We start from the raw sequence: 22,294 nt of genomic DNA, 5'->3' as shown, positions 1-22,294 counted from the left end.
CTATTGCTTCCACCTTCCTGCCAGACCGAACCCATGAAACGCCCCGCGCTCAAGAACTTTCGCCGCATCGTCGTCAAGGTCGGCTCGTCGCTGCTGGTCGACTCGCAGGCCGGCGAAGTGCGCGCGTCCTGGCTCGCCGCGCTGGTCGAGGACATCGCAAAGCTGCACAAGCGAGGCTGCGAGGTCATGGTGGTGTCGTCGGGCTCGATTGCGCTCGGCCGCAGCCGCCTGAAGCTGCCGCGCGGCCCGCTGAAGCTCGAGGAGAGCCAGGCCGCCGCAGCGGTCGGCCAGATCGCGCTGGCGCGAATCTGGTCGGAGGTGCTCGGCCATCACGGCATCGGCGCCGGGCAGATTCTGGTGACGCTGCAGGACACCGAGGAGCGCCGCCGCTATCTCAACGCGCGCTCGACGATCGCAAAGCTGCTGGAATGGGGCGCGGTGCCCGTGATCAACGAGAACGACACGGTCGCCACGACGGAGATCCGCTACGGCGACAATGATCGCCTCGCCGCCCGCGTCGCCACCATGGCGAGCGCGGATCTCCTGATCCTGCTGTCGGATATCGACGGCCTCTACACCGCGCCGCCCGCGCTCGATCCCGACGCCAGGCTGATCCCGGTGGTCGAAAGCATCACCTCGGAGATCGAGGGGATGGCCGGCTCGGCCGGGTCCGAACTATCGCGCGGCGGCATGACCACCAAGATCGAGGCCGCGAAGATCGCGACCACGGCCGGCACCCACATGCTGATCGCCTCCGGCAAGATCGAGCATCCGCTTGCTGCGATCGCCGACGGCGGCCGCTGCACCTGGTTCCTGACCCCCGCCAATCCCGTCACCGCGCGCAAACGCTGGATCGCGGGCTCGCTCGAGCCGAAGGGCACGCTGACCATCGATGCCGGCGCGGTGGCGGCGCTGCGCGCCGGCAAGAGCCTGCTGCCGGCCGGCGTGATCCGGGTCGACGGCCAGTTCGCCCGCGGCGATGCCGTGGTGGTGCGCGGCCCCGACACCCATGAAATCGGCCGCGGCCTGGTCGCGTACGACGCCGAGAACGCCGAGAAGATCATGGGCCGCTCCTCGCCCGACGTGATGACCATTCTGGGCATCAGCGGCCGGTCCGAGATGATCCATCGCGACGACCTCGTGATCGGCCCGGCCGGGGCGATCCCGCCCAAGTAGGCCATTGGATAGGCCATTGGCCGAGCGGGGCGGCCTGCCGCCCACCTGCCATGCCGGTTCCGCGCCTCGCCACCCTTCAATTGCCATGCTAGAACATGGTCTTAGTCCAAAGCTGGTAGTTTCATGAGCGCCCCCCTGAAGGCGATCGACGGCAACGCCGATCTCACCGCCCTGATGACTGACCTCGCCGCCAAGGCGCGCGCCGCCGCGCGCGTGCTGGCGCTGGCGCCGCCGGAGCAGAAGGACCGGGCGCTCGCCGCGATCGAACGCGCGATCCGCGCCAATGCGCCGGCCATCCTCGCCGCCAATGCCGAGGACGTCGCCGAGGCGCGCGCGGGCGGCATGAGCTCTGCCTTCGTCGACCGACTGACCCTGACGCCGGCGCGCGTTGCCGGCATGGCCGATGGCGTTGCGACCGTGCGCGAGATCATCGATCCGGTCGGCGCCGTCACCGAAAGCTGGCAGCGGCCGAACGGCATGACCATCGAACGCGTCCGCGTGCCGCTCGGGGTCATCGGCGTGATCTTCGAGAGCCGGCCCAACGTCGCCGCCGACGCCGGTGTGCTGTGCCTGAAGTCCGGCAACGCCGTGATCCTGCGCGGCGGCTCGGACAGTTTCCGCTCCTGCCGCGCGATCCATGATTGCCTGGTGCAGGGCCTGCGCGAAGCCGGCCTGCCTGAGGCCGCAATCACCCTGGTGCCGACCCGTGACCGTGCGGCCGTCGGCCTGATGCTGACGGGATTGAACGGCGGCATCGATGTGATCGTGCCGCGCGGCGGCAAGAGCTTGGTCGCACGCGTCGAGGCGGAGGCACGCGTTCCGGTGTTCGCGCATCTCGAAGGCGTCAACCACATCTACGTCGACGGCAGCGCCAGGCTCGATATGGCCAAGGCGGTCGTATTGAACGCCAAGATGCGCCGTCCCGGTGTCTGCGGCGCCGTCGAGACACTGCTGGTCGATCGCAAGGCTGCCGGGACGCAGCTGAGGCCGCTGGTCGAGCTGTTGATCGATGCCGGCTGCGAGGTGCGCGGCGATGACGTCGTGCAGGGCGTCGATGCCAGGGTGAAGCCCGCATCCGACGAGGACTGGGACACCGAATATGAGGACGCGATCATCTCGGCGAGGATCGTCGACGGTCTCGATGAAGCGATTGCGCATATTCATAATCACGGCTCGCATCACACCGATGCGATCGTAACGGAGGATGCCGCTGCCGCGGAAAGATTTCTCAACGAGGTCGATTCGGCGATCGTGCTGCACAACGCCTCGACCCAGTTCGCCGACGGCGGCGAGTTCGGCTTCGGCGCGGAGATCGGAATTGCCACCGGCAAATTCCACGCCCGCGGGCCGGTCGGCGCCGAGCAGCTGACGAGCTTCAAGTACCGCGTCCACGGCACCGGGCAGACGCGGCCGTGATCATTGTCGCACGCGCACGGTAAGCCATTGCAGCAAGCATCGAGCGTGTCGTTATCCGCAGCCCAAGCGCTTCCGTTCTATACCAACGGCATGCGCATCGGGCTGCTTGGCGGCTCGTTCAATCCACCGCACGCCGCGCATCGCGCCATCAGCCTGTTCGCGCTCAAGCGCCTGCAGCTCGACCGCGTGTGGTGGCTGCTGACGCCGGGCAATCCGCTGAAGAACCATGATGGCCTGCACGCGCTCGCCGAGCGAGCCGAGGCCGCGCGCCGCGTTGCCGACGATCCGCGCATCGACATCAGCTGTCTCGAAGCTGTCATTGGCGTCAGCTACACTGTGGACACGATCATCCACTTGCGCCGCCGTGTCTCCGGCGTGCACTTCGTCTGGATCATGGGCGCTGACAATCTCGCGCAATTTCATCGCTGGAAAGATTGGCGGCGCATTGCGTCCGATGTGCCGATTGCCGTGATCGACCGTCCGCCCCAAAGTTTCCGCGCCCTTGCCGCACCGGCGGCGCAGGCGCTCGCGCGCTATCGCATGCCCGAAAATCAAGCGACACGGCTGGCCGACCAGCAGGCGCCGGCCTGGGTGTTCCTGACAGGAATGAAATCCAATTTGTCTTCGACCGGACTTCGGAACCCGGACGGGAGCTGGAGAACGGCATGAAGCGCAAAAGGGTTACTGGAATATTGAAACCATTAACCCCACATGCGTAGTATGGCGCGTGGGGCCGAGGATTCGGCACCCGCGATACAGTGAAAGGAATGGTCCCTGGCCACATCTGTATTGTCAAAGTCTGTTTTACCCAAGGTTCCAAAGACTGCGCGTAAAACATCGACGAAAACCGCGGCCTTGCAGGCGCAACCGGACGCCGACAAACCGGATGCCAACAAGACGCTGAGCCTGATCCTCTCCCGCCTCGAGGACATGAAGGCGGAAGAGACGGTCACCATCGACCTTCGGGGCAAATCCGCATATTCCGACTACATGATCGTCACCACCGGCCGGGTTAACCGGCACGTTGGCGCGATCGCGGAAAATGTGACGAAGAGCCTCAAGGAGAACGGGGTCAAGAACATCCATGTCGAGGGCTTGCCCAATTGCGACTGGGTGCTGATCGATTCCGGCGAGGTGATCGTGCACGTGTTCAGGCCTGAGGTGCGCGAGTTCTACAACCTCGAGCGGTTGTGGACTCAGAACCCGGCGGTCGCGGCGGTATAAGGGGGTTCGAGGCCGATGCGAATCGGCTGCAGCGCAGCTAGTCTGCGTTGATGCGCCTTGTCGTGATCTGCATCGGCCGTCTGAAACAGGGCCCTGAACGGGAGCTCGCCGAGCGTTATCGCGAGCGCTTCGAGGATATCGGCCGCAAGCTCGGGTTTCGCGGCCTCGACATCCACGAGATCGCGGAAAGCCGCGCGCGCGACACCGCCGCGCGCATTGCCGAGGAGGCTGCGGCGATCTCCGCATTGCTGCCTGAGAAGCACGCGCTGGTCGCCCTCGACGAACGCGGCAAGAGCATCGACAGTGCGACCTTTGCCCGGCAGCTCGGCCGCTGGCGCGACGAGGGAACAGCACATACTGTCTTCGTGATCGGCGGCGCAGACGGACTTTCGCCTGAATTGCAGCGCAAGGCTTTGTTGCGAATTGCATTCGGCTCCGCGACCTGGCCGCATCAAATGGTCCGCGTCATGCTTCTGGAACAGATTTATCGCGCCGCAACCATTTTGGCCGGCCACCCCTATCATCGCGCGTAAGGCGTGGTGACGGACAGTCGAAACCACTGAACTCACGCGAATGCAGCACAAGCGGGACACAGCTTCGTATTCGGCTTCGCATCTCGGCACCGCCGCGCGCCGCCGCCGGCTGCCGGCATCGCTGCCGCTGTCGCTCGCGATGTTCGCCGCCTATCCGCTGGCCGCGGCGCACGCGCAAGCGACACCACCAGCGCAGCAATCCGCGCCGCCGGCGCAGCAGGCCGCAACCGCGGAGACATCGCCCGATGCGATCAAGCAGCGCGAGCAGGAACTCGAGGCCGCGCGCGAGCAGCAGCGCAAGGCGACCGAGCTGCAGGAGAAGCTGAAGGCCGACATCGCCGCGATCGGCCAGGACCGCAGCAGGCTCAATCAGCAGCTGATCGATATTGCCGGCCAGGTCCGCGGCGTCGAGACGCGGATCGCGGACGCCGAGGCACGCCTGCAGCCGCTCGACGGCCGTGAGCGCGAAATCCGCGCCTCGCTCGATTCACGCCGCTCCGAGGTGATCGAGGTGCTGGCCGCGCTGCAGCGCGCCGGACGACGCACGCCGCCGGCGCTGCTGGTGCGGCCCGAGGATGCGCTGCAATCTCTGCGAACCGCGATGCTGCTCGGCGCCGTGGTGCCGGAGTTGCGCGTCCGCGCCGAGAAGCTTGCGGCCGATCTCGGCGAACTGGTGGCGCTGCGCAAGACCATCTCGACCGAGCGCGACGCGCTGGCGGCCGACCGCGACAAGCTGAAGGAAGACCAGACCCGCCTGGCGGCCCTGGTCGACGAACGGCAACGGCAGCAGAGCGCGGCCGAAAAGGACATGGAGGCCGAAGGCGCCCGTGCCATCGCGCTGTCGAAGCAGGCCGACAATCTGCAGACCCTGATCGCCAAGATGGAGCAGGATCTCAAGAGCGCGGCCAAGGCCGCCGCCACGGCCAGCCTCCAGGGAGCGCCGGCGACGGTTAACGGCAAGCCGAATCTGGGGGCGCTCAAGGACCCGGCCCGCATGAGCCCGGCGGTCGCTTTCGCCTCGGCCAAAGGCCTGTTCTCCTATCCCGTGAATGGCACCAAGATTCGCGAATTTGGCGGTTCCGACGGCGCGGGGGGCGTACAAAAAGGCATTTCTTTGGCAGCCAAGCCGGGCGCGCAGGTCACAACCCCGTGTGACGGCTGGGTTGTTTACGCTGGTCCTTTCCGTAGCTATGGACAACTCTTGATCCTCAATGCCGGGGGCGGGTATCATGTCCTGATCGCCGGGATGGAGCGTATTTCGGTAAACATCGGCCAGTTTGTACTTACGGGGGAGCCGGTTGCGACCATGGGGTCGACGTCCCAAGTTGCATCCATTCTCGCGACAAATGCGAGCCAGCCAGTGCTCTATGTCGAGTTCCGGAAAGACGGCACTCCAATCGATCCAGGTCCATGGTGGGCCGCAAATGAAGGCGAAAAGGTTCGCGGATGATGCGCAAGACTTCGGTAATTCTCCTTAGCGCCGCCACCGGCGCGGCCCTGACGCTTTTCGTCACGCAGCCCCGCGCTGTGCTGATGGGATCGAGCGCGCGCGCCGCGACGTCGGACACCTATCGCCAGCTCAATCTGTTCGGCGACGTGTTCGAGCGGGTGCGCAGCGACTATGTCGAGAAGCCCGATGACAGCAAGCTGGTCGAATCCGCGATCTCCGGCATGCTGTCCGGCCTCGACCCGCACTCGAGCTACATGGACGCCAAGAGCTTCCGCGACATGCAGGTGCAGACCCGCGGCGAGTTCGGCGGCCTCGGCATCGAAGTCACGATGGAGGACGGCCTGATCAAGGTCGTCTCGCCGATCGACGACACCCCGGCCTCGAAGGCCGGCATCATGGCCAACGACATCATCACGACCCTCGACGACGAGGCCGTGCAGGGCCTGACCTTGAACCAGGCCGTCGAGAAGATGCGCGGTCCGGTCAACACCAAGATCAAGCTCAAGATCATCCGCAAGGGTCAGGACAATCCGATCGACGTCACGCTGGTGCGCGACAACATCCGCGTCCGCTCGGTGCGCGCGCGCGTCGAGGCCGATGACATCGCCTATATCCGCATCACCACCTTCAACGAGCAGACCACCGAAGGCCTGAAGAAGGAGATCACCAATCTGCAGGGCCAGATCGGCGACAAGCTGAAGGGCTACGTCATCGATCTCCGCAACAACCCCGGCGGCCTGCTCGAGGAAGCGGTCACGGTGTCCGACTCCTTCCTGGAGCGTGGAGAGATCGTCTCGACCCGCGGTCGCAACGCCGAGGAAACCCAGCGCCGCGCCGCCCATCCGGGCGACCTGACCAAGGGCAAGCCGGTGATCGTGCTGATCAACGGCGGCTCGGCATCGGCCTCCGAAATCGTCGCCGGCGCGCTGCAGGACCACAAGCGGGCGACGCTGGTCGGCACCCGTTCGTTCGGCAAGGGCTCGGTGCAGACCATCATCCCGCTCGGCTCGGGCAATGGCGCGCTGCGCCTGACCACCGCGCGCTACTACACGCCGTCGGGCAAGTCGATCCAGGCCAAGGGCATCGTGCCCGACATCGAGGTGCTGCAGGACGTGCCGGAAGAGCTGAAGGCGCGCACCGACACCAAGGGCGAAGCTTCGCTGCGCGGCCATCTCAAGAACGACGGCGACGAGAAGACCGGCTCGCAGTCCTACGTCCCGCCGGACGCCAAGGACGACAAGGCGCTGAAGATGGCCGACGACCTGCTGCACGGCATCAAGTCGACCTCCAGTGCGCCAGCGGCGCCGGAGGCCGCGCGCGACAAGGCCGCGGTCGACAAGCCGGGCAACAAGGCCGCGAACTGATTTAATCCGATCGATTCGGCGAACAGGGCGGCCCCGCGGGCCGCCCTTTCTGCTTTCGGTGTCCACCTGTAACCGTGCTTTGCCGGGCAGGCCGGCGCGCGGGATTGCACCGCATCGTGCTATCGTTCGCGCTGTTGATTCGGGGAGGGTCATGGCAGAAGCGGCCGACGAACTGAGCACGCCGCTTGGGCAGACGACCGTGGGCAGGACGCGCCGGTTTCGCCTGCCATTCACGGCGATGCAGGCGCTCGCCGTGCTGCTCGGGCTCGTGCTGGTCGGCTTTGTCGGCATCGCGCTGTTCAACGACAACCCGCTCGGGGGCGAGCCGATCGCCCGTGTCACGCTCCGCAATCCTCCGCCCGCCGCCGCTGACGACAAGCACGCTCCAGCGGCCGAACCGGCGGCCAAATCCGCCGCCAAGACCCCGGCCGCAGCCAGTGACGCGAGAACCGTCACCATCATCGACGGCTCCAGCGGCAAGCGCCAGGACGTGGTGATCGGCGCCGGCGATCCGGCCGACAAGGCCGATGGCGATACGCCGCCACTGGCGATGACCGGCATCGATCCGCGCCTGCTGGAAAAGTCACGCTACGGCATGATCCCGGTGGTCGCCGACGGCCTGAAGCCGTTCACGGTCTACGCGGCCGAGGCTGACCGCGCCAAGGCCGCCCGGATGCCCGTGGTCGCCATTGTGGTCGCCGGCCTCGGCGTCGGCGCCGCCAAGACCACCGACGCCATCATGAAGCTGCCGCCGGCGGTGACGCTGGCCTTCACGCCCTATGGCTCCGATCCGGGCAAGCTTGCGGAACGTGCCCGGACCCAGCGTCACGAGATCCTGCTGCAGATCCCGATGGAGCCATTCGACTATCCTGACAACGATCCCGGGCCGCAAACCCTGCTGACCACGCTGAGCAGCGAGCAGAACCTCGACCGCTTCTATTGGCACCTCAGCCGCCTGCAAGGCTATGCCGGGATAGCCAATTTCATGGGAGGCCGGTTCGTTGCGGCCGATCACGTGATGCAGCCCATCGTCCGCGAAGCGGCCAAGCGCGGCCTGAGCTATTTCGACGACGGTTCCACCCCACGTAGCGTCGCGCAGACCCTCTCAGCGGGCCAGTCATTGCCGTTCGCCAAGGCCGATTTCGCCATCGACGCGGTGCCGACGTCGGCGGAAATCGACCGCGCGCTGGTCAAGCTGGAAACCATCGCTAAGGAACGCGGCACGGCGGTGGGCGTCGCCTCGGCGTTGCCGGTCTCGATCGAGCGGCTCGGCGCCTGGCTCAAGACACTGGACTCCAAGGGCATTATGCTTGTGCCATTGACAACGGCGATGCTGAAATCAAAATCGGGCTAAAGATTCAATCCGTTGGTGCAGCTCGATACCTTGCCGGGGGGCCGGGTCGGGCGGCTCCAGAAAATGTGCGAGGTAGCGGCAGCATGGCACGTTATGAAGACCTGCCCTATCGAACCTGCGTCGGCATCATGCTGCTGAATACAGCGGGGCTGGTCTTCATCGGACGCCGCGCGGGCGGCATCGAGCATGTTGACGACGCGCATGTCTGGCAGATGCCGCAAGGCGGCGTCGATCCCGGCGAGGATACGTTTCAGGCGGCGCGACGCGAGCTCTATGAGGAGACCAGCATCAAGTCCGTGGAGAAGCTCGGCGAGGTCTCGGACTGGCTGATCTATGATATCCCACGCACCGTCGCCGGCCGCGCCTGGAAGGGCCGCTATCGCGGACAGCGGCAAAAGTGGTTCGCGTTGCGCTTCACCGGCAATGAGAACGAGATCAACGTCGCCAATCCGGGCGGCGGCCACAAGGCCGAGTTCATCACCTGGCGCTGGGAACCGATGAAGAATCTGCCGGAGCTGATTGTGCCGTTCAAGCGTCCGGTCTATGAGCGCGTCGTGAAGGAATTTGCCGGTCTGGCGGCCAAGTAGCCGACCGGGTCAACGCGCGACGTACCCACTGAATGTCATCAGATAAGCCCTATCGCCCCAATGTGGGCATCGCGCTGTTCAACGCCGACGGACGCGTGCTGATCGGCCACCGGATCAAGGACGACGGTCCGGAGATCGTGCTGCCCGGCCTCGAATGGCAGATGCCGCAGGGCGGCATCGACGCCGGCGAGGATCCGCGCCAGGCCGTGATGCGCGAATTGTGGGAGGAGACCGGGGCGGTCAACGCCGACTATCTCGGCGAGACCGACTGGATGACCTACGAATTCCCCGCCTATGACGGGCCGACATCGCACCGGCTCGCCAAGTTCCGCGGCCAGCGGCAGAAATGGTTTGCGCTGCGCTTCACTGGACGCGACGAGGAGATCGATCCATTGACGCCGCGCAACGGCCAGCCCGCCGAATTCGATCAATGGCGCTGGGAGCGCCTCGACCGCGTCGCCGATCTCGTGGTGCCGTTCCGCCGCGACGTCTATCGCGCGGTCGCGACCCGGTTCGCGGAATTCGCCGGCTGATCCTGCGGCGGTATGCGCCGCGCGTCGCCCGGTGTCATGCCGTAGGTCGAACGGAAGACGCGATAGAAGGTCGCGATGCTGTCGAAGCCGCACGAGAACGCGATCTCGTCGATGCTGCGCTCCCGTATGGCGTAGAGCGCGCGCCTCGCCGCCTTCAACCTTGCCGCCGTCAGCGTCCGCGCAAATGACAGGCCGGTCGGCTCGAACAGCGCATGCAATTGCCGCAGTGAGATGCCGAGCTCGGCGGCAACCGCGGCCGGCGTGAGCGAGGCGCGATGCAGATCGCGGTACAGAATTTCGCGGACGGCATGAAGGTAGCCTGCATGCAGCGCGGCACGGATTTCGTCCTGGCGTGGCCGCACGCGTCCGCGCGCGAGCAGCGCCAGGCGCACCATATGCGCAACGTCGCCAGCGAACTGCCCGGCTTGCGCGAGATCTCGCGTCATCGAGCGGAACATGGCGCCGACAAGCCGGGTCAGGCTCGCATCGCGCGCCAGCGCGACCGGCGGCGCATCCTCGATCCGCGCGCCGAGCACGAGTTCGTCGGTGACGGGGATCTTGAGGCTGAAGAAGTCAAAGCCGTCGGTCCGTTCGGGTGTCGAGGCAAACGGAAGATTGGAATGGCCGAACACCAGGTCGCCGTTGCGCACAAACTGGACACGATCGCGACCGATATTCATGTGGCCGGGGCCGCGCACCTGCCAGGCAAGATGCAGGCTGTTGCTCGGAACGCGCGCGATGTCGGAAGCGGTCCGGCTGACGCGGTAGGAGGAGGCCGACATTTGCGCCAGCACGGCACTGCCCACCGGCGTCGCGGAGAAGCGCCCGCTGAAATCGGCCCTCTTGTCGCGCTCGAGCTCGATCGTGACCCCGAACAGGCTCTTGCCGCGCACCTCGCACCAGTGCTCGAAACGGTCCTGCGGGCGGAGAGCATCGGTGGTGAAAGTCAGCACGGCAGCTTGTCCGTTATGTCAGGAATGAAATCGCGATGCGGTCGGGCCAAATCGTCGTCGCGCTGCAGCTTGTCATTTGTGCACGATCCCTGCTGCAAGCTGCTTCACATATTTGCAGGTCGTTCGTTCGGGCCGACCGCGAAGAAGCGGACTTGTCGAGAAGAGGCGAGCCGCCGCAGCGTCTCTTCCTCATCGTCGGCAACCAATCGGCTCTGACTTGCGATATCGGCCGCGAGGATCGCTGCGACCTTGCGCTTCATGAGTACCAGCCCCCGAACCCAGATATGCCGGGGAGAATGCCGCCAGACGATCCCGCGCGCAACAAGCATTGAACGCTCGCCAGGGCGTGGCGAGCGTTGAATTATTCAAGCCTTGGTGGGCGATGACTGGAAGAGTGTGAGCTATTCCACTAAGGGGGTCGGCTCACTCGACATGGCGGCGCGATCGCCGGTCGGCAACCGCGCCCTAGTGCATAGCCGTCGTGTTGAGCTCTTGCTGGATGCTCTTGAAGTGGTCGAGCCGCTCGATCGCGTGGTCGAGCTCGGAGCCCTCCTTCTCGGCCAGCTTCTCCTGCATCTCGTTGATCGTCTCGGCGAACTTCGCGCGATCGATGTCTGCAAGCGCGGTCGCGACGTCGGCGAGCACGGTGAGGCCCTTGTCCGAGACCTCGGCGAGGCCGCCGAGCACGATCACCTTCTCGCGCTTGCCGGCAGTCGTGATCGTCAGGATGCCCGGTCGAACCGTGGCGATGACCGGAGCGTGTCCGGCGAGCACACCGAAATCACCCTCCACACCGGGGACGTCAACCTGATCGACCTCGCCGGAGAAGGCGAGCTTTTCGGGAGAGACGAGATCGAAGTGGAAGGTGGTCATGGTCTTTCCGTTCTTTGCGCTGTCACCCGCGGGCTCGACCCGCGGGTCCATCAGTCAAAATACTTCACGTGCGATGGATCGCCGGATCAGGTCCGGCGATGACGACATCCCAAAGCTTAGGCGGCTTCGGCCGCCAGCTTCTTGCCCTTCTCGACGGCTTCTTCGATGGTGCCGACCATGTAGAACGCCGCTTCCGGCAGATGGTCGTACTTGCCCTGGCAGAGATCGCGGAAGCCCTTGATGGTGTCGGCGAGGTCGACGAACTTGCCCGGCGAGCCGGTGAAGACTTCGGCGACGTGGAACGGCTGCGACAGGAAGCGCTCGACCTTGCGGGCGCGGGCGACCGTCAGCTTGTCCTCTTCCGACAATTCGTCCATGCCGAGAATGGCGATGATGTCCTGCAGCGACTTGTAGCGTTGCAGGATCTGCTGGACCATGCGCGCGGTGTTGTAGTGCTCGTCACCGACGACGAGCGCCGACAGCATGCGCGAGGTCGAGTCGAGCGGATCCACCGCCGGATAGATGCCCTTTTCCGAGATCGCGCGCGACAGCACCGTGGTGGCGTCCAAGTGCGCGAACGAGGTGGCGGGCGCCGGGTCGGTCAAGTCGTCGGCCGGCACGTAGATCGCCTGCACCGAGGTGATCGAGCCCTTCTGGGTGGTGGTGATGCGCTCCTGCAGCGCGCCCATGTCGGTCGCGAGCGTCGGCTGATAACCCACCGCCGAAGGAATACGGCCGAGGAGCGCCGACACTTCCGAGCCCGCCTGGGTGAAGCGGAAGATGTTGTCGACGAAGAACAGCACGTCCTGGCCCTGGTCGCGGAAGTGCTCGGCGACGGTCAGGCCGGTGAGGCCGACGCGGGCGCGGGCGCCCGGCGGCTCGTTCATCTGGCCGAACACCAGCGCGCACTTCGACTTCACGCTCGGATCCGGATTGTGCGGATCGGCATTGACCTTCGATTCGATGAACTCGTGATAGAGGTCGTTGCCCTCGCGGGTGCGCTCGCCGACGCCGGCGAACACGGAGTATCCGCCGTGCGCCTTCGCGACGTTGTTGATCAGTTCCTGAATCAGCACGGTCTTGCCGACGCCGGCGCCGCCGAACAGGCCAATCTTGCCGCCCTTGGCGTACGGAGCAAGAAGGTCGACGACCTTGATGCCGGTAACGAGGATTTCGGCCTCGGTCGACTGGTCGGTGTAGGTCGGCGCTTCCTGATGGATGGCGCGCACGCCGTCAGACTTGATCGGGCCGGCTTCGTCGATCGGCTCGCCGATGACGTTGATGATGCGGCCGAGCGTGCCCTCGCCGACCGGCACCCGGATCGGTTCGCCGGTGTCGGTCACTTCCTGGCCGCGCACGAGGCCCTCGGTGATATCCATCGCGATGGTGCGGACGGTCGATTCACCGAGATGCTGCGCGACTTCGAGCACCAGACGGTTGCCGCCGTTCTTGGTCTCGAGCGCATTCAGAATCGCCGGAAGGTGGCCTTCGAACTGCACGTCGACCACGGCGCCCGTGACCTGGGTAACGCGACCGATCGGATTGGCTGCTGTAGCCATGGACTGTTCTCCTTCGAAAATCTGCCTTAGACCGCCTCAGCGCCGGAGATGATCTCGATCAGCTCCTTCGTGATCTGGGCCTGACGGGTTCTGTTGTAAATCAGGGTTTGCTTGCGAATCATCTCGCCGGCATTGCGGGTCGCGCTGTCCATCGCGCTCATCTGCGCGCCATAGAACGAGGCGTTGTTCTCCAGCAGCGCGCGGAAGATCTGCACCGCGAGGTTGCGCGGCAGCAGGCTGCCGAGGATCTGATCCTCTTCAGGCTCGTATTCGTAGGACGTGGCGGGCGCCGCGTTGACGGCGGGTGCAGCCACCTCGAGCGGGATGATCTGCTGCGCGGTCGGGATCTGCGCGATCACCGACTGGAAGCGCGAGTAGAACAATGTGCAGACATCGAACTCGCCGGCCTCGAATCGCGCCAGCACCTTGTTGGCAATGTCCTCGGCATTGACGAAGCCGATCTGGCGCACCGAACGCAGGTCGAGATGCTCGACAATGCGCTTCTCGAAGGTCCGCCGCAGCTGCTCGTAGCCCTTGCGGCCGACGCAGAAGAACTTCACTTCCTTGCCCTGCGCGAGCAGCGCGTTCGCCCGCTCGCGCGCCAGGCGCACGATGGCGGAGTTGAACGCGCCGGACAGGCCGCGCTCGCCGGTGCAGACCAGAAGCAGGTGGACCTGATCGTTGCCGGTGCCGGCAAGCAGCGCCGGCGCGCCGGGCGTGCCGTTGGCAGCCGCGGCGATGTTGGAAATCACCGCATCCATCTTGGTGGCATAAGGCCGCGCCGCTTCGGCGGCGTTCTGCGCGCGGCGCAGCTTCGAGGCTGCGACCATCTGCATGGCCTTGGTGATCTTCTGCGTCGCCTTGGTCGAGGCGATGCGGACCCGCATGTCTTTTAGTGACGCCATTCTTCGTTCACCCCGGCGATCCGACCACAATGGTCAGATCGCAAGCCTCCGTTCGTCACGCCCGGCGGCGAGCCGGGCGACGCCCCACTCGTTATGCAAACGTCTTGGCGAAACCTTCGACCACCGTCTTCAGCTTGGCGGCGGTGTCGTCGGACAAATCGCGGCTGGTGCGGATCGCATCGAGGATCTCGGCGTTCTTGCCGCGCAGCAGCGACAGCAGGCCGTCCTCGAAAGCCTTCACCTTGTTGAGCGGAAGCGGATCGAGGTAGCCGTTGGTGCCGGCCCAGATCACGCAAACCTGCTCTTCCATCTTCAGCGGCGAGAACTGCGGCTGCTTCAAGAGTTCGGTCAGGCGCGAACCGCGGTTGAGCAGGCGCTGCGTGGACGCGTCGAGGTCGGAGCCGAACTGCGCGAACGCCGCCATTTCGCGGTACTGCGCGAGCTCGCCCTTGATCTTGCCGGCGACTTTCTTCGTCGCCTTGGTCTGCGCCGACGAACCGACGCGCGACACCGACAGACCGACGTTCACGGCCGGACGGATACCCTGGAAGAACAGGTCGGTCTCCAGGAAGATCTGACCGTCGGTGATCGAAATCACGTTGGTCGGAATGTAGGCCGACACGTCGTTGGCCTGGGTTTCGATGACCGGCAGCGCCGTCAGCGAGCCCAAACCATGCTCCTTGTTGAGCTTGGCGGCGCGCTCGAGCAGGCGGGAATGCAGGTAGAACACGTCGCCCGGATAGGCCTCGCGGCCCGGCGGGCGGCGCAGCAGCAGCGACATCTGGCGATAAGCGACGGCCTGCTTCGACAAGTCGTCATAGATGATCACGGCGTGCATGCCGTTGTCGCGGAAGTACTCGCCCATGGTGCAGGCGGTGAACGGCGCGATGTACTGCATCGGCGCCGGATCGGACGCGGTCGCCGCAACGATGATCGAGTATTCCAGCGCGCCCTGCTCTTCGAGCACCTTGACGAACTGCGCGACGGTGGAGCGCTTCTGGCCGATCGCGACATAGACGCAATACAGCTTGAGGTTCTCGTCCGGCTGGGCGTTGAGCGGCTTCTGGTTCAGAATGGTGTCGAGCGCGATCGCGGTCTTGCCGGTCTGGCGATCGCCGATGATCAGCTCGCGCTGGCCGCGGCCGATCGGGATCAGCGCATCGATCGCCTTGAGGCCGGTGGCCATCGGCTCGTTCACCGACTTGCGCGGAATGATGCCGGGCGCCTTGACGTCGACGCGCTTGCGTTCGGTGGCCTGGATCGGGCCCTTGCCGTCGATCGGATTGCCGAGTGCGTCGACGACGCGGCCGAGCAGGCCCTTGCCGACCGGCGCGTCCACGATCGCGCGAGTGCGCTTGACGGTCTGGCCTTCCTTGATCTCGCGGTCGGCGCCGAAAATCACGATACCGACGTTGTCGGTTTCGAGGTTGAGCGCCATGCCGCGCGTGCCGTTCTCGAACTCGACCATTTCACCAGCCTGAACGTTGTCGAGACCGTAGACGCGGGCGATACCGTCACCGACCGACAGCACCTGGCCAACTTCGGTGACCTCGGCTTCCTGGCCGAAATTCTTGATCTGGTCCTTGAGGATCGCAGAAATTTCTGCGGCGCGGATGTCCATCAGCCTGCCTCTTTCATCGCGTTCTTGATCGAATTGAGTTTGGTGCGAAGCGAACTATCCACCATGCGGCTGCCGAGCTTGACCACCAGGCCACCAATAATGGAGGGATCGACCTTCACGTTGAGCGCGACGTCCTTGCCCGTCACTGATTTCAGTGCGGCCTTCAGCGCGTCGAGATTCTTGTCACTGAGCTGCTCGGCGACGGTGACTTCCGCAGTCGCCTCGCCCTTGAACTTCGCCACCAGCGCGCGATAGGCGCGGATCACATCGGCAACGGCGAACAGCCGGCGATTGGCGGTGAGCACCTTGAGGAATTTGGCCGACGTGCCGGAGATACCGGCCTTGTCGAGCACCGCGGTCAGCGCCTTCAGCTGGGCGTCGGCGGCGAACACCGGGCTGCGGACGAGGCGCTTGAGATCCGCGCTCTCGTTGAGCAAGGCCTCGAACTTGTCGAGGTCGGCCCGGACTTGATCGACGGATTGCTCGTCGCGCGCCAACTCGAACAGGGCCGTTGCGTAACGACCGGACACTCCCGAAACGGACGGATCTTCAGCAGCCACGAGCTCGCTCTTTTTTGCTGTCAAATTCGCAAGGGAAAAACCGTCGCCACCAAAGCAGCGCCTAGCGATCCAAGCCCTTGGAATTCAAGCGGGACTTCGATTTTCGACCGGCACAGGACGTGCCGGGACCGTTAAAATCGCGGCTTTGCTAACATAGCAATCGCGCAGGTGCAACATGACGGCATCGTGAGTGCCGCCTTGTCGCATGCGCTTTTTGCCGACCGCAGCCGGCGGCCAAACCGGAAAATTTGGCGCGCGGAAATTCGCGCGCGTCGGCTCCGATTCGCGCCGCCGCGATTTTGTTCCATCGAAATTTGCATAGGCCTATGGCCGAGCGCGCAGGGAACTCCTGGCCGGCTGCGGTTTCATTTAGCGATTACTTACCGAAAACTTACCGTCGCCTCGATAATCAGTATTGGCAAGTATATTTGTCGTTAAAAATTGGTTAAACAGCAAGATTACGGAACCTCGATTGACTACCCCAAGGCGGTAACAAGATATTTCAGCACGAGATAATCCGGATTTACTGCCCAATTCGTGCCTCATTGAGAAACCAAACGGCCTTGGTCAACGAAGGGACGGGGGTTCCACTTGCCGCGTTAGCGGCAATACTGTCTGAGGGTCTTATCAATGCTGAATATCAAGAAGGCGGCGGGCACCGTAACCCGCTCGCGTACGGCGCTTGCTTTTGTAGCCGCAACTATTCTGGTCGGGGGCAGCGTGACCGAGGCGTCCGCGAAGTCCCGGCACCACCATCATCGCCACCACCATCATCACCACGCCCGCGCCGAAGGCTCGTCCTGGCGCGACGCCAATGCATCGATCCAGCCGTCCGGCGGCCACTCGTTCTCGGGGATGGCCTCCTTCTACGGCAATGAGTCGGGCAGCCGCACCGCTTCCGGCCAGCGCTTCAACCAGAACGCCATGACCGCGGCCCACCGCTCGCTGCCGTTCGGCACCAAGCTCCGCGTCACCCATGGCGGCCGCAGCGTCGTCGTCACCATCAACGATCGTGGCCCGTTCATCCGCGGCCGCGTGCTCGACCTCTCCACCGGCGCAGCCCGCGCCATCGGCCTGACCGGTGCCGGCGTTGGCCGCGTCACCGCCGAGGTCGTCTCGTAAGCGCCTTCAGTAAGCGTTGCGTTGCGTAACGGCCGCGAGGCCTGCTTCGCGCCAAAAAGGCCTGCCGTCGCAAATGACGGCAGGCTTTTTCTTTTGCGGGACGTGCTGCCAGCCGCCGTCATTGCGAGCGGAGCGAAGCAATCCATTTCACCGCGTTTGCGGACACATGGATTGCTTCGTCGCTTCGCTCCTCGCAGTGACGGAGGACAGTGAACGAACTAGAGGAAGCTCTGCGGATCGACGTCGACCTCGAGCTTCAGATTGCCCTTGGTCTTGGGACCTGCATCGAGCCATTCGCGCAGATATTGCGACAGGTCGACATTGCGCAACGACTTCACCAGCAGGCGGAAGCGATAGCGGCCCTTGATGACGGCGAGCGGCGCCTCGGCGGGGCCGAGCACCTGGATCCGCTCATCGAGCGGCGCCACCGCGGCGAGCTTGCGGGCGAAGCCTTCCGCGGTCGGACGGTCGCCGGCGGAGACGATCAGGCTCGCCAGCCGGCCGAACGGCGGGTAGCCGGTGCGCTCGCGAATCTCGATCTCGCTGGCATAGAACGCCTCGCGGTCATTGGCGATCAGGGCCTTGATCACCGGATGCTCGGGCTGGTGGGTCTGCAGAAAGCCGACGCCGCGGCCCTGCTCGCGGCCGGCGCGGCCGACCACCTGGTTCAGCAGCTGGAACGTCCGCTCGGCGGCGCGCGGATCGCCATTGCTCAGGCCGAGATCGGCGTCGATGACGCCGACCAGATTGAGCCGCGGGAAGTTGTGGCCCTTCGCCACCAGCTGGGTGCCGATGATGATGTCGACGCGGCCCTCGGCGATCTCGTTGAGCTCGCTGCGCATGGTCTCGATCGAGGTGATGAGATCGCTCGACAGCACCATGGTGCGGGCCTCGGGGAAGATGTGGGCTGCCTCCTCCTGCAGGCGCTCGACGCCGGGCCCAACCGCGACCAGCGATTCCTCGGCCGCGCAATGTGGACAGATATTCGGGCGCGGCATCGAGAAGCCGCAATGATGACAGACCAGCCGCTGCCGGAACCGGTGATCGACCAGCCATGCATCGCAGATGGTGCAGGCGAAGCGGTGGCCGCAGGCCCGGCACAGCGTCAGCGGTGCATAGCCGCGGCGGTTGAGGAACAGCAGCGCCTGCTCGCGGCGCTCAATGGCATGGCGAATTTGCTCGGCCAGCACCGGCGAAATGAAGCGGCCGCGCGGCGGCGGCGCGCGGCGCATGTCGATCGCCTCGATATGCGGCATGTGCTGGCCGCCGAACCGCGACGGCAGCGCCACGCGCTGGTAGCGCCCCTTGCGCGCATTGACCTCGCTCTCGACCGACGGCGTCGCCGACGCCAGCACGATCGGAATCTTTGCGATATGGGCGCGGACCACCGCCATGTCGCGCGCGTGATAATGCGCGCCGTCGTCCTGTTTGTAGGCCTGGTCGTGCTCCTCATCGACGATGATGAGACCGAGATCGGCATAGGGCAGGAACAGCGCGGAGCGGGCGCCGACCACGACCGGCGCCTTGCCCTCGGAGATCGCGGCCCAGTTGCGCGCGCGCGTGCGCGGCGTCAGCTCCGAATGCCACTCCAGCGGCCGCACGCCGAAGCGCTGCGCGAAACGGTCGAGGAACTGGCCGGTCAGCGCGATCTCCGGCATCAGGATCAGCGTCTGCTTGCCGCGGCGGATATTCTCGGCGATCGCCTCGAAATAGACTTCGGTCTTGCCGGAACCGGTGACGCCGTCGAGCAGCGCGACGTGAAAGCTGCCGCTCGCGGCCAGCGTCCGCATCACGTCGACGGCACTGCGCTGCTCGCGCGAAAAAACCGGCTGCGCATGGGAGGGATCCGGAACGGGCGGCGGTGCCGGCGGCGGCATCGCCTCGACCGTGAGGGTGCCTTCGTCGACCAGGCCGTCGATCACGCCGGAACTGACGCCGGCCTCCCGCGCCGCCTCCGATTTGCCGTGCAGCAAGCGGTCCGACAGCACCTCGATCACCCGCCGGCGTGCCGGCGTCAGGCGCCGCGGCGGCTCGCCGACCAGCCGCACGCCGAGCCGCATCCGCTCCGGCCCGAGATTTTCGCCCATCCGCAGCGTCATCCGCAGCACCATGCCGCGTGCCGACAGGGTGTAATTGGAGACCCAGTCGACCAGCTGACGCAGCTCCGGCTTCAGCGGCGGAACATCGAGCTTCTCGCTGACGTCCTTGAGCCGGTTGTGCAGCCGCGGATCCGGATTGGCATTTTCCGCCCACACCACCGCAACCACCTCGCGCGGCCCGAGCGGAACGCCGATCACGTCGCCCGGCGCAAGCTCCATGCCGCGCGGAACGCGGTAGGAATAGGTCTGGTTCAGCGCGACAGGCACCAGCACGTCGACGACACGTATCGTCGATGCAGAGGCTGGGCCAGGGCGCGTGGTATGGTCCATTGAATCAGAAACCTTGAACCCGAGCGGGCTAGAGATTTGGTTTCTGATTGAACCAGAACCAAATCTCCAGCTTCTTGTTTTGACGCGTTTTCTTCCCGCGAACCGGCGTCCACTTCGCTCGAAAACGCTCTATCACCGCTTCGCGCCTTAGCGAACGGTAAACGAAGGCAGTGCGATATAATCAGGAGATGAGCAGCGCCAATAGCCCTTAGGACACGGACTTAAGACACGGACATGGCCCGGACCGATCAGCCCATCCAGCCGCTCGAGCTCGACTGCGCCGACGCATCGGTCACGCAGGAGATGACGCGCTGGCTGTCGCATCTGCGCGCGGAGCGGCGGCTGTCGCCGAAGACGCTCGAGGCCTATGCCCGGGACGTGCGCCAATGCCTTTCCTTCCTGGCCGGGCATTGGGGCGCGCGGGTGACGCTTGAGGCATTTTCCGCGCTCGAGGCGAGCGATGTGCGCGCCTTCATGGCGATGCGCCGGACCGAGGAGATCGGCGGACGATCGCTGATGCGGGCGCTGGCGGGCCTGCGCTCGTTCGGCCGTTTCCTGGAACGCGAGGGCAAGGGCAAGGTCGGCGCGCTCTCGGCGATCCGCGCGCCCAAGGTGGCGAAGAGCCTGCCGAAGCCGATTCACATGGAAGCAGCGAAACGCTTTGCCGACGCCGACGAGCGCGCGGACGAAACCCGCGAGACCTGGATCCTGGTGCGCGACGCCGCCGTCATGGCGCTGCTCTATGGTTCGGGCCTGCGCATCTCCGAAGCGCTGGGGCTGAAGCGCCGCGACGTGCCGAAGCCCGGCGAAGGCGACGTGCTCGTGGTGACCGGCAAGGGCAACAAAACCCGCATGGTGCCGGTGCTGCAAAACGTGCTGCAATTGATCGCGGACTATGCCGCGATCTGCCCGCATCAGCTCAGCCCGACCGGGCCGATGTTCGTCGGCGCGCGCGGCGGCCCCTTGAGCCCACGCATCATCCAGCTCACCATGGAGCGGCTGCGCGGCGCGCTTGGCCTGCCCGACAGCGCAACGCCGCATGCGCTGCGGCACTCCTTCGCCACGCATCTGCTCAGCCGTGGCGGCGATCTGCGTGCGATCCAGGAATTGCTCGGCCACGCATCGCTGTCGACCACGCAGATTTACACCGGCATCGACAGCGAGCGCCTGCTCGAAGTCTATCGCTCCGCGCATCCCCGAGGTTGAACGTTCGGTTCTGAAAAAATAAAGCGCGGGCTTTGGCCCGCCGTCATGCGCCGTTCATCTTCAGACGGTTACCCAAAACCGTTCGGCCCTTGCCTTGTGCACCGCATTCGGCAATCGTGGCGCGGTCGCATCCGGAGGGGAATCATGAGCGCACATGAAAGTATGGAGCACGCGGAGCATGCCGAGCATGCTTCGGGCGAGAACAAGAAGATCGCGCTCCTGATCGCCGTGATCGCCCTGTGCCTGGCGCTGTCGGAAACGCTCGGCAAGGGCGCCCAGACCGAATCGATCAGCAAGAATGTCGAGGCCTCCAACCTGTGGGCCTTCTTCCAGGCCAAGAGCATCCGCCGGACCGCGGTGCAGACCGCGGCCGAACAGGGCAAGCTGAACCTCGCGACCACCACCGACGAGGCGGCCAGGGCCGCGCTGCAGAAGCAGATCGACGATTGGCAGAAGACCGCTGCGCGCTATCGCTCGGAGCCGGAAACCGGCGAGGGTTCGGAGCAGCTCTCCGAACGCGCCAAGCACGCCGAGCATGAGCGCGACGAGGCCACCGCGAAATATCATCATTTCGAGCTTGCCTCCGCCGCCTTCCAGATCGCCATCGTGCTGGCATCGGCGACCATCATCACGGGCATCATCGCGCTGGCCTGGGTCTCCGGCCTGGTGACGCTCGCCGGCATCGTGATGACGGCGCTCGGCCTGTTCCAGCCGCACTTGCTGCATCTGCATTGAGGCGCAGCGCGCCGCTTTCGAACCGTCATCCTGAGGAGCGCGCCCTTGCGCGCGTCTCGAAGGATCGACGGCCACCGGCCGGGCCGTGCATCCTTCGAGACGCGCGTTCCGCGCTCCTCAGGATGACGGAATAGAAAGTTTTGATCAAAGAGGCTTGCTGGTCTGATGCACGCTTTTGCGGAAGCGCGCGATCACGCGCAGCGTGCGCGCCGCCCAGCCCTCGCCGTCGCCACTGATCATCTCGCGAATGCGCCGCTTGATCGGCTCGACCAGCGCCGTGGCCTTGGCCCGCAGCGCCATCACGAAATTATAGAGCGCCTCGAACCAGGGCATCTCCAGCAGTTTCGGCCGCGTCACGTCGAACAGGAAGGCCGTCACGCCGACGCCGACGAACTTGGCGAACAGGATCAGCGAGACCGCACTGAACCAGTATTGGTTCGCCAGCAGCCAGAGCCCGATCAGCTTGAGCGGAAACAGCGGGATCACCGGCACGACGAAGACAATCAGGGTCATCGCCGGCGACAGCGAATCGACCCGGTCGGCAAGCCATTGCTTGAGCGCGCGGAGCGGAATCCACGCCACCGCTCGCGCCACGATCGGCTCGAGATGGTCCCATAGCCAGGCCTCGACCAGGAAGATGATCGCAAGCAGGACCCAGAACGGCTGAAGCAGGCGGCGCAGCATCGCTATGATC

At 65.2% G+C, this 22,294-nt stretch carries 22 protein-coding genes; 13 read left to right on the top strand and 9 right to left on the bottom strand.

Translation table 11 applies throughout. The annotated features are described in order from the left end of the window. Positions 1-33: 33 nt before the first annotated feature. From proB to ACVIYL_RS10405, 10 genes are all read left to right on the top strand, one after another. Entirely contained in the window at positions 34-1,176 is a 1,143-nt protein-coding gene (gene proB / locus ACVIYL_RS10450) for a glutamate 5-kinase (protein ID WP_057020908.1), read from the top strand. Positions 1,177-1,299: 123 nt separating this feature from the next. After that, positions 1,300-2,592 (top strand): glutamate-5-semialdehyde dehydrogenase, encoded by a 1,293-nt coding sequence (locus tag ACVIYL_RS10445; RefSeq protein ID WP_456778456.1) that lies wholly within the window; start codon positions 1,300-1,302, stop codon positions 2,590-2,592. 45 nt (positions 2,593-2,637) lie between these two features. Next, a complete protein-coding gene (locus ACVIYL_RS10440; RefSeq protein ID WP_080583350.1) occupies positions 2,638-3,261 on the top strand; it encodes a nicotinate-nucleotide adenylyltransferase in 624 nt (207 codons plus the stop codon). A gap of 186 nt (positions 3,262-3,447) precedes the next feature. Then, entirely contained in the window at positions 3,448-3,816 is a 369-nt protein-coding gene (rsfS, locus tag ACVIYL_RS10435; protein ID WP_016847840.1) for a ribosome silencing factor, read from the top strand. A 50-nt stretch (positions 3,817-3,866) separates the two neighbouring features. After that, positions 3,867-4,349: a 23S rRNA (pseudouridine(1915)-N(3))-methyltransferase RlmH gene (rlmH, locus tag ACVIYL_RS10430; RefSeq protein ID WP_076834612.1), complete on the top strand. Its 483-nt coding sequence runs from the start codon at positions 3,867-3,869 to the stop codon at positions 4,347-4,349. A gap of 40 nt (positions 4,350-4,389) precedes the next feature. Further along, positions 4,390-5,799, top strand: coding sequence for a murein hydrolase activator EnvC family protein (locus ACVIYL_RS10425; protein ID WP_456778455.1), 1,410 nt, complete (start codon positions 4,390-4,392; stop codon positions 5,797-5,799). Then, a complete protein-coding gene (locus ACVIYL_RS10420; protein WP_018269401.1) occupies positions 5,796-7,163 on the top strand; it encodes a S41 family peptidase in 1,368 nt (455 codons plus the stop codon). Before ACVIYL_RS10425 ends, ACVIYL_RS10420 begins: the two co-directional genes overlap by 4 nt. Before the next feature lie 151 nt (positions 7,164-7,314). Then, positions 7,315-8,517: a divergent polysaccharide deacetylase family protein gene (locus ACVIYL_RS10415; RefSeq protein ID WP_456778454.1), complete on the top strand. Its 1,203-nt coding sequence runs from the start codon at positions 7,315-7,317 to the stop codon at positions 8,515-8,517. Between the two features lie 83 nt (positions 8,518-8,600). After that, complete coding sequence (locus ACVIYL_RS10410; protein ID WP_076864732.1) at positions 8,601-9,104, top strand: RNA pyrophosphohydrolase; 504 nt, start codon at positions 8,601-8,603, stop codon at positions 9,102-9,104. Between the two features lie 32 nt (positions 9,105-9,136). Continuing rightward, the gene (locus ACVIYL_RS10405) at positions 9,137-9,637 is read left to right on the top strand and encodes an RNA pyrophosphohydrolase (protein WP_456778453.1); all 501 of its coding nucleotides are present in this window, start codon (positions 9,137-9,139) and stop codon (positions 9,635-9,637) included. Here ACVIYL_RS10405 and ACVIYL_RS10400 read toward each other — a convergent pair. The 7 genes from ACVIYL_RS10400 to ACVIYL_RS10370 all read right to left on the bottom strand — a co-directional run bounded on the left by ACVIYL_RS10400 (position 9,595) and on the right by ACVIYL_RS10370 (position 16,108). Continuing rightward, positions 9,595-10,590 (bottom strand): helix-turn-helix domain-containing protein, encoded by a 996-nt coding sequence (locus tag ACVIYL_RS10400; protein WP_456778452.1) that lies wholly within the window; start codon positions 10,588-10,590, stop codon positions 9,595-9,597. The genes ACVIYL_RS10405 and ACVIYL_RS10400 overlap by 43 nt on opposite strands. Positions 10,591-10,694: 104 nt before the next feature. Further along, positions 10,695-10,919: a hypothetical protein gene (locus tag ACVIYL_RS10395; RefSeq protein WP_253641114.1), complete on the bottom strand. Its 225-nt coding sequence runs from the start codon at positions 10,917-10,919 to the stop codon at positions 10,695-10,697. 136 nt (positions 10,920-11,055) lie between these two features. Further along, positions 11,056-11,463, bottom strand: coding sequence for a F0F1 ATP synthase subunit epsilon (locus ACVIYL_RS10390; RefSeq protein ID WP_456778451.1), 408 nt, complete (start codon positions 11,461-11,463; stop codon positions 11,056-11,058). Positions 11,464-11,579: 116 nt separating this feature from the next. Next, positions 11,580-13,022 carry a F0F1 ATP synthase subunit beta gene (gene atpD / locus ACVIYL_RS10385; protein ID WP_438075997.1) on the bottom strand — a complete coding sequence of 481 codons (1,443 nt, stop codon included), beginning with the start codon at positions 13,020-13,022 and terminating at the stop codon, positions 11,580-11,582. Between the two features lie 26 nt (positions 13,023-13,048). Further along, positions 13,049-13,927: a F0F1 ATP synthase subunit gamma gene (locus ACVIYL_RS10380; protein WP_456778450.1), complete on the bottom strand. Its 879-nt coding sequence runs from the start codon at positions 13,925-13,927 to the stop codon at positions 13,049-13,051. Between the two features lie 91 nt (positions 13,928-14,018). Then, positions 14,019-15,548: a F0F1 ATP synthase subunit alpha gene (atpA, locus tag ACVIYL_RS10375; RefSeq protein WP_225645261.1), complete on the bottom strand. Its 1,530-nt coding sequence runs from the start codon at positions 15,546-15,548 to the stop codon at positions 14,019-14,021. Continuing rightward, positions 15,548-16,108 carry a F0F1 ATP synthase subunit delta gene (locus ACVIYL_RS10370; RefSeq protein ID WP_229189993.1) on the bottom strand — a complete coding sequence of 187 codons (561 nt, stop codon included), beginning with the start codon at positions 16,106-16,108 and terminating at the stop codon, positions 15,548-15,550. The genes atpA and ACVIYL_RS10370 overlap by 1 nt, the downstream gene beginning before the upstream one ends. A 630-nt stretch (positions 16,109-16,738) precedes the next feature. Between ACVIYL_RS10370 and ACVIYL_RS10365 the strand changes: the two genes are divergently transcribed. Further along, positions 16,739-17,230, top strand: coding sequence for a septal ring lytic transglycosylase RlpA family protein (locus ACVIYL_RS10365; RefSeq protein ID WP_225163857.1), 492 nt, complete (start codon positions 16,739-16,741; stop codon positions 17,228-17,230). Positions 17,231-17,448: 218 nt separating this feature from the next. On the opposite strand, the gene ACVIYL_RS10360 is transcribed toward ACVIYL_RS10365, so the two are convergent. Continuing rightward, complete coding sequence (locus tag ACVIYL_RS10360) at positions 17,449-19,659, bottom strand: primosomal protein N' (protein ID WP_456778449.1); 2,211 nt, start codon at positions 19,657-19,659, stop codon at positions 17,449-17,451. A 234-nt stretch (positions 19,660-19,893) separates the two neighbouring features. Between ACVIYL_RS10360 and ACVIYL_RS10355 the strand changes: the two genes are divergently transcribed. Further along, the gene (locus ACVIYL_RS10355) at positions 19,894-20,865 is read left to right on the top strand and encodes a tyrosine recombinase XerC (protein ID WP_456778448.1); all 972 of its coding nucleotides are present in this window, start codon (positions 19,894-19,896) and stop codon (positions 20,863-20,865) included. A 144-nt stretch (positions 20,866-21,009) separates the two neighbouring features. Beyond that, entirely contained in the window at positions 21,010-21,600 is a 591-nt protein-coding gene (locus ACVIYL_RS10350) for a DUF4337 domain-containing protein (protein ID WP_028336314.1), read from the top strand. 144 nt (positions 21,601-21,744) lie between these two features. Here ACVIYL_RS10350 and ACVIYL_RS10345 read toward each other — a convergent pair whose 3' ends face one another. Next, the gene (locus ACVIYL_RS10345) at positions 21,745-22,284 is read right to left on the bottom strand and encodes a hypothetical protein (protein ID WP_225163860.1); all 540 of its coding nucleotides are present in this window, start codon (positions 22,282-22,284) and stop codon (positions 21,745-21,747) included. Positions 22,285-22,294: the final 10 nt, after the last annotated feature.

Source organism: Bradyrhizobium sp. USDA 3315, assembly GCF_054056795.1.
The sequence above is the reverse complement of the archived record's forward strand: the minus strand, read 5'-3'. Positions and strand labels throughout refer to the sequence as shown.